The sequence below is a fragment of the Bradyrhizobium sp. NBAIM03 genome, from assembly GCF_020194055.1.
GTDB lineage: Bacteria > Pseudomonadota > Alphaproteobacteria > Rhizobiales > Xanthobacteraceae > Bradyrhizobium > Bradyrhizobium yuanmingense.
The window spans coordinates 101,691-114,074 of the sequence record NZ_JADYVS010000019.1 but is presented as its reverse complement, the minus strand read 5'-3'; the positions used below and the strand labels follow the sequence as shown (position 1 = coordinate 114,074).

Sequence of the window (12,384 nt, the reverse complement as noted above, 5' to 3'; positions counted from 1 at the left end):
GCAGCCCGCATCTTACAACGCCGGCTGGAACGTCTCGGCGCGCGCCATCTGCCAGGCGTCGCGGAACCGCGGGTCTTCCGTGCCTTCGAGCAGCTCGCCCGGACGCAGCGCCGGATAGAGCTGCGCAAAGGACTTCACCTGGGTCGTCGACGTCCGTTGGCTGAAATGGATTGGCCGCAGCTGCTGCGGATGTTCGAGCCCGGCCGCGGCGATCAGCTCGGTCAGCGAGTGCAGCGTGGCATGGTGATAATTGTGCACGCGGTCGATCTTGAGCGGCACATAGAGCGCGCGCGCCCGCGTCGGGTCCTGCGTCGCCACGCCGGTCGGGCAGCGGTCGGTATGGCAGCTCAACGACTGGATGCAGCCGAGCGAGAACATGAAGCCGCGCGCCGAATTGCACCAATCGGCGCCGATCGCCATGGCGCGCGCCATGTCGAAGGCGGTCGCGATCTTGCCGGAGGCGCCGATCTTGATGCGGTCGCGCGCATTGATACCGACCAGCGCGTTGTGGACGAAATTGACGCCCTCGCGCATCGGCATCCCCAGATGATCCATGAACTCGAGCGGCGCGGCACCGGTGCCGCCCTCATTGCCGTCGACGACGATGAAATCAGGATAGATTCCGGTCTGAAGCATCGCCTTGCAGATCGCCAGGAACTCCCAGGGATGGCCGATGCAGAGCTTGAAGCCGGCCGGCTTGCCGCCCGAAAGGCGGCGCATCTCGGCGATGAACTGCATCATGCCCACGGGCGTCGAGAAGGCGCGGTGCGAGGCCGGCGAGATGCAGTCCTCGCCCATGGCGACGCCGCGGATCTTGGAGATCTCCTCGGAGACCTTGGCCGCCGGCAGCACGCCGCCATGGCCGGGCTTGGCACCCTGGCTGACCTTGAGCTCGACCATCTTGATCTGGTCGTCGCCGGCGACGCGCGCGAACGCTTCGGGATCGAAGCTGCCGTCGAGATGACGGCAGCCGAAATAGCCCGAGCCGATCTCCCAGATGATGTCGCCGCCCATCTCGCGGTGATAGGGGCTGACGCCGCCCTCGCCGGTGTCGTGCGCGAAACCGCCCTTCCTGGCGCCGGCATTCAATGCCCGCACCGCATTCGGGCTGAGCGCGCCGAAGCTCATCGCGGAGATATTGAACACCGAGGCCGAATAGGGCTTTGCGCAGTCCGGCCCACCGATCACCACACGGAATTTCTCCGTGGCATGCGCCTTCGGCGAGACCGAGTGATGCATCCACTCGTAGCCCTCGCGATAGACGTCCTCCTGGGTGCCGAAAGGACGCTTGTCGAGCTCCATCTTGGCGCGCTGATAGACCACCGCGCGGGTGTCGCGCGAGAACGGCATGCCGTCCTTCTCGCTCTCGAAGAAATATTGCCGCATCTCGGGGCGGATCTCTTCGAGCAGGAAGCGGATATGCGCCGAAATCGGGTAGTTGCGCAGCACCGCGTGGCTCTTCTGCAGGAGATCGCGGACGCCGAGCAGGGTCAGCGCGCCGAAGATCAGGATCGGAATCAGCAGGATGTCGAAGATCTTGCCGTCGGAGATGCCGATGCCGATCAGGAGCGCGGTGACCACCGCGCAGATCGTCAGCACGATGAAGCGCGGCGAGAAGGGCAGCAGCAGGGTTTCCATGATCCCCTCCTCCGCCAGCGGCAGGCGTTTGGGGGCTTGCTGCGTCTTGTTGTCGTCGGCCACGATTCCCATCCTCTCGCCAGCATGAGGCGGTACGATACGTCCTCGCCTGTCATACGGATATGACGCGGCCCTTGTTTCAGGCTAGCGAATTCGGCCGAGACAAATCAATCGGCCGGATGGACGGATTTTGCGGTGCAGCAGAGGGGTCGGATGGGGTCAGGCTGGAGGCGGCGCAAGCCATGCAGTGTCCCGGGCAAGCGCAAGCTCAGACCCGGGACCCAGAATGCAACAGCATACGATGCGGCGAGATGGACCCCGGCTCTGCAGCGCACCGGCGAAGGGGCGCTGCGTCCGGGACACGAGAGCGTGGTGCTTAGCGCTCGACGAAGGCCTTCTCGATCACGAAATGGCCGGGCTTGTTGCCGCTTCCTTCGACGAAGTCGCGGCTCTCGAACATCTGCTTCAGCTCTTCCAGCATCGCCGGGCTGCCGCACATCATGATGCGGTCGGTTGCGATGTCGAGCGGGCCCTGCCCGATGTCGTTGAAGATCTGCTCGGAGCTGATGAGGTCGGTGATGCGGCCGCGATTCCGGAACGGCTCGCGGGTCACGGTCGGATAATAGACGAGCTTATCCGCGAGCAGCTCGCCGAACAGCTCATCCTCGCGCAGGGTCGCGACCAGCTTCTCGCCATAGGCGAGCTCGGAGACCTGACGGCAGCCATGCACCAGCACGATGGACTCGAACTGGTCGTAGACCTCGGGGTCCTTGATCAGGCTGGCGAAGGGCGCAAGGCCGGTGCCGGTCGAGAGCAGCATCAGCCGCTTGCCGGGAAGCAGGTTGTCGGTGATCAGCGTGCCGGTCGCCTTGCGGCCGACCAGGATGGTGTCGCCTTCCTTGATCTTCTGCAGGCGCGAGGTCAACGGACCGTCCTGCACCTTGATCGAGAAGAACTCGAGTTCTTCCTCGTGGTTGGCGCTCGCCATGCTGTAGGCCCGCAGCAGCGGCCGGCCATCGACCTCGAGGCCGATCATGGCGAACTGGCCGTTCTGGAACCGGAAGCCGGTATCGCGGGTGGCGCGGAAGCTGAACAGCGTGTCGGTCCAGTGGTGGACGGAAAGAACCTTCTCTCGGTAAAACGCGCTCATGATTTTCGATATTCCGAATACTGCGGTTATAGGGCAAAAGCGTTGCCCGGCCCTGAAATCGGGGCGGCACCATTTGCCATGGCGGAGGATTTCGCGTGTGTGATCTACGCCATTGAGACCAATAATCAACCTCGTTTCGGATGCAATTGTTGCCGGTCAAACCGGCATTTGCGGCAGAACTGGTCACATCATTAAGAAATCCGCTGCCTGGCGCGCGTGGAGGATAATATCTTTTCCCTCCCGGCCTTCATTGCAGCACTTAATTTCCGGCGCGCTCGCAAGAATTTCATTAAGAATAGCTCTGATTTTCAGCCGGTTTGGCGCCGATGCCCGCATTTTTGCGGCTTTTGGCGACAGGAATGACGAAACACCATGGCAAGCGGCGAGCGGATCTTCGTTCAGGCGATCAGGCGGTATTGCGCCGAGAGGGGCATCGCGGTCGATGTCCGCTCCGACGGCTGGCTGATCGCAATGCGCCGGGGGCCGCGGCGCCGTTTCGCCTTCGGCTACGACATCGGCCTCAACAGCGCCATCGCCCATCGCCTCGCCAATGACAAATCGGCCACCGCCGAGGCGCTGACGCTGGCGGAGGTGCCCTGCGTTCCGCATCGGCTGTTCCTCAACCCGAAGCTGGGCGTGCATGTCGCCGGCGCCGATTGGCGCGAGGGGATGCTGGCGCAGCTCGCCGAAAATCCGCAGGGCGTGGTGGTGAAGCCGAACGAGGGGACATCAGGGCGATCGGTGTTCAAGGTGACGACGGAGGCGGAGCTCGACCGGGCGGCCAGCGAGGTCTTTTCGATGAGTACGGGGCTCGTGATCTCGCCCTATATCGCGATCGAGGAGGAGGTCCGCGTGGTGCTGCTCGATGATGCTCCGCTCGTCGTCTACAGCAAGCAGCGCGGCTCGGATTGGCGGCACAATCTCGATGCCGGCGCAAAGCCGGTGTTGCTGGAGGACGGCGAAGTCCGCGCGGCCTGCGCAAAGCTCGCGATCGATGCCGCGTGCGCCATCAGCATCGTCTTTGCTTCGATCGACGTGGTTCGCGTGAACGGCGAATGGAAGGTGCTCGAGATCAATTCCGGCGTGATGATGGAGGCGCTGGGCAAGCTGCATCCGGAGCTGGTGCAGGCGGCGTATGACGCGGCGCTCGACCGGGTGTTTGATAACAATTAGCTGCGAAGCACACTGCACCCTCTCCCCTTGTGGGAGAGGGTGGCTCACCGCGTAGCGGTGAGACGGGTGAGGGGTCTCTCTCCGCGCGCGAGCCTCTCGCAACAGGACTCGCGGATGCAACCTCTCATCCGGCGCTTCGCGCCACCTTCTCCCACAAGGGGAGAAGGGAAGTAAGCGCTAATTCTTCGCGCCTGGGGAATCGTCCATCGCCTTGAACGCCTCCTCCAACTGCAGCGAGATCGGCACGTTCAGGCGCTCGCCTGTGGGCAGTCGCGCGGTGAACCATTTGTTTGTGGAAGGCGCGCTCGACGCAACACGCCTTGCGTGCGGCCGCGTTGTCGGGATGTTCCCGTTGTGAAATGGAAAGCGGCGATCTAGCCTTCATGCAGCGCACGACGCATGCGGCTTGCACGCTTTCCTTGCGGCGGCTGCATCAATGATCGTCAAGCAAATGAAAAGGGAAACGCCATGAGCGGCAACATCAATCGCCAGATCCTGCTGGTGGAGAAGCCCAGCGGCAAGCTCGGTCCCGAACATTTCAAGATGGTCGAGGGCGCGATGCCGGAGCCGAAGGATGGCGAGGCCTTGCTGCGCGTACGCTACATCTCGCTCGACGCGGCCAACCGCGCCTGGATGCACGGCGCGACCTATCGTTCCGCCGTCGAAGCCAACAGTGTCATGGCCGGCGGCGCCATCGCCGAGGTCGTCAACTCGAAGGCAGCGGGGCTTGCGCCCGGCGATATCGTATTCGGCGACACCGGCTGGCAGGAATTTGCCGCCGTGCCGGCGAAGCATCTGACCAAGATGCCGAAGCTCGAGCCGATGACGCACCTGCTCAGCGTGTTCGGCATCGCGGGCCTCACCGCTTATTTCGGCCTGCTTGAGATCGGCAAGCCGAGAGAGGGCGAGACGGTCGTGGTCTCCGCAGCCGCAGGCTCGGTCGGCTCGATCGTCGGACAGATCGCCAAGATCAGGGGATGCCGCGTCGTCGGCATCGCCGGCGGCGCCGACAAGTGCAACTGGCTGACCTCCGAGCTCGGCTTCGATGCCGCCGTGGACTACAAGGACGGCGCGGTGTTCAAGGCGCTGCGCGCAGCGGCCCCGAAAGGCATCGACGTCTATTTCGACAATGTCGGCGGCGACATCCTCGAAGCCTGCCTGCCGCAGATGAACAACTACGGCCGCATCGCCTGTTGTGGCGCGATCTCGCAATATGACGGCGCGCCTGCCGCACATGGCCCGCGCGGCGTGCCCGGCCTGGTCGTGGTGAAGCGGCTGACCATGCAGGGCTTCATCGTGATGGACTACATGAAGGACAGCGAGCGCGCGCTCGCCGATCTCCAGGCTTGGGTGAAATCCGGCAAGCTCAAGGTGCAGGAGGACATTCTCGATGGACTTGAGACCACGCCGAAAGCGCTGATTGGATTGCTTGCAGGCGAGAACCGCGGCAAGCGCATGGTAAGACTGACGACGTAGTCGCGCGCCCCAATTGCGTCGGCATAATTGACTTGCGGTAGAGGCCGAAGCGGCCAAAGATGTCGCTCGCGAGCTGACCCTCGCGACGATTGCGCTTGCATATCTTTTTCAGAATGGTCGGCGTTCCCGATCGGGCAGGAATTCATTCAAATGTTCAAAACGTTGAAGCATGCATCGACGCGCACGGCGTTGCTGGGGACAGCACTCTTCGCAACTGCAACAGGAGCGTTCGCGCAGACCGAGGCCCAGAAAAGCGCCATCCGGTCCGCATGCCGCTCGGACTTCATGGCGCATTGCTCGAGCGTGACGCCTGGCGGAGTGGAGGCGTATCAATGCCTCGCCAAGAACATGTCGAGCCTGTCGTCGGGCTGCCAAGCTGCGGTTCGCGCGGTCGAACCGGCCGCCGCGCCGAAGACCGAAGCAGCGCCCGCCAAATCTGAACCGGCCAAATCTGAACCGGCCAAGTCTGAACCGGCCAAAACGGAAGCGGCGCCGGCCGCCGCGCCAGCTTCCAAGCCGGGAGCGGCGGCGGCGCCGAAGGCAGCAGCAGCAAAGCAGCCGAGCCCCGCGCAGGTTTCCGCGATCAAGAGCGCCTGCCGCGGCGATTATCCCAAGGTCTGCGCCAGCGTGCCGCCCGGCGGCGCGCCCGCGCTCGAATGCCTGGAGAAGAACAAGGCGAAGGTGTCGGCCGGTTGCGCCAAGGCGGTGAACGCGGCTTTCGGTGGCGGACCGGCCGCGCCTGCTTCCGCTGCTGCACCGGCCGCAGAGGCGGCGCCTGCCGCGGCTCCGGCCGCCATCGTGCTGCGGCCATTGCTGCCACGCGAAGAGCTGTTCATCGTGCGGTCAGCTTGCGGCGCCGATATCCGCACGCTCTGCGCCGGCGTGGCGCCCGGCGGCGGCCGGATCATCCAATGCATTTCCAACCGAGCGGCATCGCTCTCGCCGGCCTGCAAGGAGGTGCTCGCGCCTTTCGCGGCGCGATGAGACCGAGCGAGCTTAATTCGTCCGCGGCATGAATTGCGGTGCGTGACGCAAAGGTTTTCGCGTGCTGAGGCGTAAACTAACCGATCCTTGTTTGAAAGGCCGCTACGACCACGACAAGCCCCGGGAGGACAACATGCGTTCATTGCTGCTCGTTGCTTCTGCGCTTCTGGCTTTCGCCGCCACCATGACCTTCGAGACCACCGACGCCAACGCGGTGGTATGCGCGCGCGGCGTCGTTCGCGCCGGCTGCGCCGGCCCGAATGCAGCCGTGGTCGTCCGCAAGCCGGTGCCGGCGGTCCGCTGCACCAGGGTTCTTGTGAACGGGGTCTATGTGAAGCGCTGCGTCTGACGCTCCGGTGGCCAATCCGCCCCGGTTTGGCTATGATTCGCACCTGACAGTTTCGGACGCGCACGAGCGTGTCCGGACATGTGCTTTGGCGTGCCGCGCGCTGGCAATAATTCCGCTGGCGCCGGACACCGGAGCACATTAGTCTACCCCTAGATAGTAAGTATACTGTCAATTAGGGAGGCAGACGTTGCGGATCGCCGTGATTGGCGGGGGGCCCGGTGGGCTCTACTTCGCCTATCTCTGGAAGAAGCGTCACCCCGAGGATCAGGTCGACCTGTTCGAACAGAACCCGGCCGACGCGACCTGGGGCTTTGGCGTCGTGTTCTCCGACCAGGCGCTGGAGTTCCTGCGCACGGACGACCCCGATACGGTCGATGCGATCGCCCCGCACATGGAGAGCTGGGAGAACATCACGCTGCACCTGCATGGCGACAGCGTCGCCATCGACGGCGTCGGCTTCTCATCGATCGGGCGACTGGATCTGCTCAGATTCCTGCAGCAGCGCGCGCTCGATGTCGGCGTGACCCCGCGCTTCGACACGCAGATCCAGGCGATCGACCAGCTCAACGGCCACGATCTGATCGTCGCCGCCGACGGGCTGAACTCGCTGGTGCGCCGCGCCTATGAGGGCGATTTCGGGACGTCGCTGTCCTACTCATCCAACAAGTTCGTCTGGTACGGCACCTCGAAACGCTTCGACACGCTGTCGCAGACCTTCGTCAAGACCGAGCGCGGCGCCTTCAACGCCCATCACTACCGCTATTCCCCGACCATGAGCACCTTCCTGGTCGAATGCGATTACGCCACCTGGCAGGCCTATGGGTTCGCCTACAAGGACGTCGAGCAGTCCAAGGGCGTCTGCGAGGAGGTGTTCGCCGACACGCTCGGCGGCCATTGCCTCATCTCCAACAAATCGGTCTGGCGCAATTTTCCCTGGATATGGAACGAGCACTGGTCGTTCAAGAACATGGTGCTGCTCGGCGACGCCCTGCATTCGGCACATTTCTCGATCGGCTCGGGCACGCGGCTCGCGATCGAGGACGCCATCGCCCTCGTCAAGGCGCTGGAGTCGGATGCGCATCTTGCGACCGCGCTGCATCGCTATCAGGCCGCGCGCAAGCCCATCGTGCAGAAGCTCGTCAACGCGGCGCGCACCAGTGCGTTCTGGTACGAACATTTCGCCGAGCACATGAAGCTTCCCCTGATGGACTTCGCCTACAGCTACATCACCCGCTCCGGCCGCATCGACGATTCGCGGCTGCGCGCGATGTCGCCGGCCTTCATGGCCCGCTACGAGGCGGCCAGGAACGCCGGAGACGGCGCCGAAGACAAGGGCGGAGATGCGGCATGAGCCATGACATCCGTGACCAGGTGCCAGCGGACAGCGATGGCGCGCGCGAGATCGGCTTTGCCGTTCCCGACATCTACAATGCCGGCCGCGTGCTGTTCGACAATCTCGGTAAGGGCCGCGGCGACAAGCTCGCGCTCCTGGGGCCAGCAGGCACGCGCACTTATGCCGAGCTCTGCGCGGAGGCCTGCCGCTGGGGCAACGGTTTCGCCTCGCTTGGCCTGAAGCGCGGCGATCGCGTGCTGTTGTTTCTCGACGACACGCCGGCCTACCCCGCCGCCTTCTTCGGCGCCGTGCGCGCCGGCTTCGTGCCGCTGCTGATCAATACGTTGACGCCGCCGGACCTCTTGCAATTCTACCTCGCCGATTCCGGCGCGACCGTCGCGGTGGCGGATGCAGAATTCGTAGCCCGCTTCAATGCCGAGGCCTGCAAGGAGACGAAGCTGCATACGCTGATCGTCGCCAACGGCGCGGCCGGCGAGCACGCGGCGCCGCGGGCGCTCGCGGCGGCGAGCTGGCTCGCGCAATTTTCTGCTGAGCTGGCGGAAGCGCCGACGCGGCGCGACGAAATGGCGTTCTGGATGTACTCCTCCGGCTCGACCGGACGGCCCAAAGGCATAGTGCACCTGCAGCACGACATGGCCTACACGGATGCCGCCTTTGCGCGGAACGTACTGAAGCTGACGCCTGACGACATCTGCTTCTCGGTGCCAAAAATCTTCTTCGCCTATGGTTTTGGCAATTCCGTCACCTTCCCATTCTCGGCCGGCGCCGCAACATTGCTGCTGCCGGGCCAGCCGAAGCCGGCAGCGATCTTCGCGGCGATCGAGCAGTACAAGCCGACAATCTTCTTCGGCCTTCCGACGCTGTACACCGCGCTAACCAAGGCCGAGGGCGCGGACAAGACGGACTTCTCGTCGCTGCGCATGGCACTCTCCGCCGCCGAGGTGCTTTCGGCCGAGGTCTTCAACGGCTGGAAGACGCTCACGGGGCTCGAAATCGTCGAAGGCCTCGGCTCGACCGAGGTGCTGCACATCTATCTCTCCAACCGGCCCGAGCAGAAGAAGCTCGGTGCTGCGGGCCTGCGCGTTCCCGGCTACGAGGTCGCGCTGCGCGACAAGGACGGGCGCGAGGTCGGCGACAAAGAGGAAGGGATCCTGTGGGTGCGCGGCGATTCCAACACGCCGCTGTACTGGAACCGGCCGGACAAATCCGCCGAGACCATCCGCGAGGGCGGCTGGATCTACACCGGTGATCGCTTCGTGCGGGATGCCGACGGCTTCCACTTCTTCCGTGGCCGCGCCGACGATCTCATCAAGATCTCCGGCCAGTGGGTCTACCCGCTCGAGGTCGAGCTGTGCCTCGCCGATCACCCCGACATCCGCGAATGCGCGGTGTTCGCCGCCGAGCTGCCGGACCGTCGCATGACGCTGAAGGCGGTGGTGGTGATGAACAGCCGAGCGGTCGACCAGAGTGAGGCGACGCGCAGGCTGCAGGACTATGTCAAGGCCAGGCTGCTGCCCTACAAATATCCGCGCGAGGTGATCTTCATCGACGAGCTGCCGAAGACCGGCACGGGGAAGATCGATCGGCAGGCGTTGCTGCGGATGTGAGGCGTGCTGTCATCGCCGGGCTTGACCGGGCGATCCAGTACTCCGAGACGGTAGCGGTTGAATCGAGACGCCGCGGGGTACTGGATTCCCCGCCTGCGCGGGGAATGACAGTCGAGATTGAGGGCGACAGTGTCGCTCTACAACTGGAGCCCCTCACCCAGCCTTCCCAAGATGCTCCAGCGCGTCCTCCGCGCGCAGCGGCACGCGGGAGGCTTCGTTGTTGAGATCGACCAGCTGCGCCAGCAGGCCCATCAGCGCCTTGCGGTCGGCGGGCTCGAGCGGCTCCAGCATCCGCCCTTGCGCGCGCTCGACGGCGGGGATGATCTCGCGCAGGATCGCAGCGCCCGACTTGGTCAGATAGAGCAGCTTGATGCGCTTGTCCTCGGGTGCCGGCTTGCGCTCGATATAGGCCTTGGCCTGCAGACGTTCGATCACGCTGCCGAGCGTCGAGCGGTCGAAGGCGATCACCGCCGACAGCCGCGTCGCGTCGATGCCGGGATGGGTGTGGATCGCGATCAGCGCGGCATATTGCACCGGCGTGAGATCGAACGCCTTGCACTCCTCCATGAAGATGGAGACGGCGATCTGCTGCATGCGCCGGAACAGATAACCCGGCGCGGCATAGACCGCGTCCATCGTGATCGGAGCAAGCGGCTTACTCGGCATCGGGCTGCTTCTCCGGCGCCGCATCGGCAAACGCCGGCAGCGCCTTGGCGGCGGCCTCGGCCTGGAGCAGGCGCGGATAGGCGGAGACGTCGACGCCGAAGCGGCGCGCATTGCCGAGCTGCGGCACGAGGCAGAGATCGGCCACCGTCGGCGCATTGCCGAAGCAGAATGGGCCCTTCTCGTCCTTGATCAGCGTCTCGCAGGCCGACAGGCCCTCGCGGTTGACCCAGGCGGCCCAATCCTGGACCTTCTCCTCGGGCAGGCCGAGCTCACGCAGCCGCGCCAGCACTTTCAGGTTCTGCACCGGATGGGTGTCGCAGGCGATCGCCAGCGCAAACGCTCGCACCTTGGCGCGGCGCAGCGGATCCTTCGGCAGCAGCAGCGGATTGGGATGGGTCTCGTCGAGCCATTCGATGATGGCCACCGATTGCGTCAGCACTCCGCCCGCATCGTCCTCCAGCGCCGGCACCAGGCCCTGCGGGTTGATGGCGAGATAGCTGGGGGCGCATTGCTCGCCCTTGCGCAGATGATGCGGCAGATGCTCGGCGCCGAGCCCCTTGAGGTTCAGCGCGATCCGCACGCGGTAGGCGGCGCTGGAGCGGAAATAGCCGTGCAGCTTCATTGAGACCTCCCTGCTTTTGTCATTCCGGGGCGACGCGCCAGCGTCGAGCCCGGAATCCATACTCCCGATCGTGGTTATGGATTCCGGGCTCGCCGGGCCACGCGTTGCGCGGCCCTTCGCCCCGGAATGACAACCTTGTATGTCATCCGTCACGTTGACGCTACCTAGATCCTCAGTATACTGTCAATCAACAAACGATCGGGAGCAGCAACCATGGAAGCCGTGACCAAGACGCCGGAACGCGAGGCGTTCTACCGGAAGATCGACGGCGAGAATCTCACCGCGCTGTGGACGGTGATGAGCAACCTGATCACGCCGGAGCCGAAGAGCGCCTGCCGGCCACACGTCTGGAAGTTCGACGTCATCCGAGACTACATGACGGAGGCCGGCAAGCTGATCACCGCCAAGGAAGCCGAGCGGCGCGTGCTGGTGCTGGAGAACCCGGGGCTGCGCGGGCAATCCAAGATCACGACTTCGCTCTATGCCGGCGTGCAGATGGTGGTGCCCGGCGACGTCGCGCCTGCGCACCGGCACAGCCAGTCGGCGCTGCGCTTCGTGCTCGAAGGCAAAGGCGCCCACACCGCGGTGGACGGCGAGCGCACCGCGATGGAGCCCGGGGACTTCATCATCACGCCGTCGATGACCTGGCACGATCATTCCAACGAGACCGATCAGCCGATGTTCTGGCTCGACGGCCTCGACATTCCACTGGTGCAATTCTTCGACTGCTCCTTTGCCGAAGGCGCGAAGGAAGACCAGCAGAAGATCACCAAGCCCGCGGGCGACAGCTTTGCCCGCTACGGCCACAACCTCCTGCCCGTTGATGTGAAGCGGAGCTCGAAGACTTCGCCGATCTTCAGCTATCCCTATGCCTACACCCGCGAGGCGCTGGAGAAGGCCAGGACGAGCCAGGAATGGGACGCCTGCCACGGCCTCAAGCTGAAGTTCAGCAACCCCGAGACCGGCGATTTCGCGATGCCGACGATTGGCACCTTCATCCAGCTGCTGCCGAAGGGTTTCAACACCGCGCGCTATCGTTCGACCGATGCGACGGTGTTCTGCCCGATCGAGGGTAAGGGTCGGAGCCGCGTCGGCGATACAATGTTCGAATGGGGCCCGCGCGACCTGTTCGTGGTGCCGAGCTGGCATTGGGTGACGCACGAGGCGGATGAGGACGCCGTGCTGTTCAGCTTCTCGGATCGGCCGGTGCAGCAGAAGCTGGATCTGTTCAGGGAAGACCGCGGGAACGCGTGACGGTCGCCGGTCTCGTAGGGTGGGCAAAGGCGCCCTTGCGCCGTGCCCACGTCTTCGCGGCTCATGAAGGAATGGTGGGCACGCTTCGCTTTGCCCACCCTACGGCGCCGG

Annotated in this window: 11 protein-coding genes and 1 pseudogene; 7 read left to right on the top strand and 5 right to left on the bottom strand. The window is 64.5% G+C overall.

Annotated elements, in window-relative coordinates:
* Positions 1-12: 12 nt before the first annotated feature.
* Positions 13-1,710: an FMN-binding glutamate synthase family protein gene (locus I6F21_RS25905; RefSeq protein ID WP_225183621.1), complete on the bottom strand. Its 1,698-nt coding sequence runs from the start codon at positions 1,708-1,710 to the stop codon at positions 13-15.
* A gap of 304 nt (positions 1,711-2,014) precedes the next feature.
* Complete coding sequence (locus tag I6F21_RS25900; protein WP_036014229.1) at positions 2,015-2,788, bottom strand: ferredoxin--NADP reductase; 774 nt, start codon at positions 2,786-2,788, stop codon at positions 2,015-2,017.
* A gap of 372 nt (positions 2,789-3,160) precedes the next feature.
* Between I6F21_RS25900 and I6F21_RS25895 the strand changes: the two genes are divergently transcribed.
* Positions 3,161-3,961, top strand: a complete 801-nt coding sequence (locus tag I6F21_RS25895) for a RimK-like protein (RefSeq protein ID WP_225183620.1) — start codon at positions 3,161-3,163, stop codon at positions 3,959-3,961.
* A 177-nt stretch (positions 3,962-4,138) separates the two neighbouring features.
* On the opposite strand, the pseudogene I6F21_RS25890 reads toward I6F21_RS25895, so the two are convergent.
* A pseudogene (locus I6F21_RS25890) lies at positions 4,139-4,252 on the bottom strand (amino acid ABC transporter substrate-binding protein); the annotation flags it as partial.
* Positions 4,253-4,429: 177 nt separating this feature from the next.
* Between I6F21_RS25890 and I6F21_RS25885 the strand changes: the two are divergent.
* From I6F21_RS25885 to I6F21_RS25865, 5 genes are all read left to right on the top strand, one after another.
* A complete protein-coding gene (locus I6F21_RS25885; protein ID WP_225183619.1) occupies positions 4,430-5,437 on the top strand; it encodes an NADP-dependent oxidoreductase in 1,008 nt (335 codons plus the stop codon).
* A gap of 150 nt (positions 5,438-5,587) precedes the next feature.
* Positions 5,588-6,421 carry a cysteine rich repeat-containing protein gene (locus I6F21_RS25880; RefSeq protein ID WP_225183618.1) on the top strand — a complete coding sequence of 278 codons (834 nt, stop codon included), beginning with the start codon at positions 5,588-5,590 and terminating at the stop codon, positions 6,419-6,421.
* 133 nt (positions 6,422-6,554) lie between these two features.
* The gene (locus tag I6F21_RS25875; protein ID WP_036026389.1) at positions 6,555-6,770 is read left to right on the top strand and encodes a hypothetical protein; all 216 of its coding nucleotides are present in this window, start codon (positions 6,555-6,557) and stop codon (positions 6,768-6,770) included.
* A 187-nt stretch (positions 6,771-6,957) separates the two neighbouring features.
* Complete coding sequence (locus I6F21_RS25870) at positions 6,958-8,121, top strand: FAD-dependent monooxygenase (RefSeq protein ID WP_225183617.1); 1,164 nt, start codon at positions 6,958-6,960, stop codon at positions 8,119-8,121.
* The gene (locus I6F21_RS25865) at positions 8,118-9,731 is read left to right on the top strand and encodes a benzoate-CoA ligase family protein (RefSeq protein ID WP_225183616.1); all 1,614 of its coding nucleotides are present in this window, start codon (positions 8,118-8,120) and stop codon (positions 9,729-9,731) included. The genes I6F21_RS25870 and I6F21_RS25865 overlap by 4 nt, the downstream gene beginning before the upstream one ends.
* 153 nt (positions 9,732-9,884) lie before the next feature.
* Here I6F21_RS25865 and I6F21_RS25860 read toward each other — a convergent pair whose 3' ends face one another.
* A complete protein-coding gene (locus I6F21_RS25860) occupies positions 9,885-10,397 on the bottom strand; it encodes a MarR family transcriptional regulator (RefSeq protein ID WP_225183615.1) in 513 nt (170 codons plus the stop codon).
* Entirely contained in the window at positions 10,387-11,019 is a 633-nt protein-coding gene (maiA, locus tag I6F21_RS25855; RefSeq protein WP_225183614.1) for a maleylacetoacetate isomerase, read from the bottom strand. Before maiA ends, I6F21_RS25860 begins: the two co-directional genes overlap by 11 nt.
* Before the next feature lie 213 nt (positions 11,020-11,232).
* Between maiA and gtdA the strand changes: the two genes are divergently transcribed.
* On the top strand, positions 11,233-12,273 hold the full coding sequence (gene gtdA / locus I6F21_RS25850) for a gentisate 1,2-dioxygenase (RefSeq protein ID WP_225183613.1): 1,041 nt from the start codon (positions 11,233-11,235) through the stop codon (positions 12,271-12,273).
* Positions 12,274-12,384 lie beyond the last annotated feature (111 nt).

Bases quoted from the DNA above. Each gene is read 5' to 3' on its own strand.
- I6F21_RS25875 (WP_036026389.1), top strand. From the start codon at position 6,555: ATGCGTTCATTGCTGCTCGTTGCTTCTGCGCTTCTGGCTTTCGCCGCC.
- I6F21_RS25905 (WP_225183621.1), bottom strand. From the start codon at position 1,710: ATGGGAATCGTGGCCGACGACAACAAGACGCAGCAAGCCCCCAAACGC.
- I6F21_RS25895 (WP_225183620.1), top strand. From the start codon at position 3,161: ATGGCAAGCGGCGAGCGGATCTTCGTTCAGGCGATCAGGCGGTATTGC.
- I6F21_RS25865 (WP_225183616.1), top strand. From the start codon at position 8,118: ATGAGCCATGACATCCGTGACCAGGTGCCAGCGGACAGCGATGGCGCG.
- I6F21_RS25860 (WP_225183615.1), bottom strand. From the start codon at position 10,397: ATGCCGAGTAAGCCGCTTGCTCCGATCACGATGGACGCGGTCTATGCC.
- I6F21_RS25900 (WP_036014229.1), bottom strand. From the start codon at position 2,788: ATGAGCGCGTTTTACCGAGAGAAGGTTCTTTCCGTCCACCACTGGACC.
- maiA (WP_225183614.1), bottom strand. From the start codon at position 11,019: ATGAAGCTGCACGGCTATTTCCGCTCCAGCGCCGCCTACCGCGTGCGG.
- I6F21_RS25885 (WP_225183619.1), top strand. From the start codon at position 4,430: ATGAGCGGCAACATCAATCGCCAGATCCTGCTGGTGGAGAAGCCCAGC.
- gtdA (WP_225183613.1), top strand. From the start codon at position 11,233: ATGGAAGCCGTGACCAAGACGCCGGAACGCGAGGCGTTCTACCGGAAG.
- I6F21_RS25880 (WP_225183618.1), top strand. From the start codon at position 5,588: ATGTTCAAAACGTTGAAGCATGCATCGACGCGCACGGCGTTGCTGGGG.